This window comes from Microvirga tunisiensis (assembly GCF_009296175.1).
Taxonomy (GTDB): domain Bacteria; phylum Pseudomonadota; class Alphaproteobacteria; order Rhizobiales; family Beijerinckiaceae; genus Microvirga; species Microvirga tunisiensis.
In genome coordinates this window covers 1-1,103 of the sequence record NZ_VOSK01000825.1, presented here as the reverse complement: position 1 = coordinate 1,103, position 1,103 = coordinate 1, and the positions used below count along the sequence as shown (strand labels likewise).

The 1,103-nt window shown below is 56.8% G+C and carries 1 protein-coding gene; it reads right to left on the bottom strand.

The genetic code is table 11. The annotated features are described in order from the left end of the window. Nucleotides 1-25 precede the first annotated feature (25 nt). Nucleotides 26-790, bottom strand: coding sequence for a LuxR C-terminal-related transcriptional regulator (locus tag FS320_RS43910; RefSeq protein ID WP_152718723.1), 765 nt, complete (start codon nt 788-790; stop codon nt 26-28). Nucleotides 791-1,103: the final 313 nt, after the last annotated feature.

Below are 1,103 nucleotides of genomic sequence, written 5' to 3'. Positions count from 1 at the left end.
AACCGCAATCTTCTGCGCCAAAGTCTCAACCATTCCGGTTAGACACTCCTGTTCCTGAAAGGCGCTGAGATGCCCACATAGCCGCCTGGGTGCGATTAGCTGCACCGATCTTGCGCAGGATGGCTTTCACATGAACCTTCACCGTCGCCTCGGTCACATCGAGCTTGCGGGCAATCACCTTGTTGGGTTCACCTTGCGTCAAGCAACCCAGGATTTCCGCTTCCCGTGTGGAGAGCTTGCAGGCCGTCAGTTCAGGCCGCTTCTGTTCTGCCATGCTCCCCTGGAGCGGATGCTCCCGGTTCTGGCAAGCCCCATCCATGAAAGGTCGCAGAACCTCGAAGGGCAGAATGCTCTCCCCGAGTGTGACGAGTTCCAAGGATTTGATCAGAACCTCAGGGCCACTGGCGGTCAGGCAGAAGCCGGTCACACCAGCCTCATGGGCCGTCCGCACGAAGCCGAGGTCGAACTGATCCGCTAGAACAACGATCCGGACCTCCGGAGATCGCTCCCGCACTTGCCTGACGATCTCAAGCACGCGACCGGTGTTCTGGCTGACTTCGATGATCACCAGGGCAGTATGATGGGCACAGTGGTAGAGCCGTTTTGGACCGGTGACAGACGCGGCCTCAGCAATCGCAAACGGCGTGTCCCGCAGGATGTGCTGAAGTCCCGAGTGGAGAAGAGCGCTGTCCGAGATCAGAGCCGTAGGGATCGCTGACGCAAGTCTCTCGGGTTGATGGTCCGCCCAGTCCGACTGGCTGGATACGAACGGGATCGTTTGCGCAGTCATCCGTGCCCCCCTGTTTAGTCTTCCGAGTTAATCAAAAGTAAACAAGCAGCAGGAACTCTGTCTGTCTGAATCCCGACATATCGTGCTCAGTTAAAAGTCCTATGCTGTACTTTTGATCACATCTGCGTGATTAATCGGGGCAAACAATCATCAGTGAAGCGCTTCTCGGTGCGGCGACAATACTAAGACCTATGCTGGATTTTGGGTGATGGGGCCGATCAGGCGACGTTGTGTGTTGGCGTCGTTGCGATCTCGGTGCCGTCCTGGAATCTGACACCCGCGATTACTTTCGGCAACTGGTTTTCGCCCATCA

Bases quoted from the DNA above. Each gene is read 5' to 3' on its own strand.
- FS320_RS43910 (WP_152718723.1), bottom strand. From the start codon at position 790: ATGACTGCGCAAACGATCCCGTTCGTATCCAGCCAGTCGGACTGGGCG.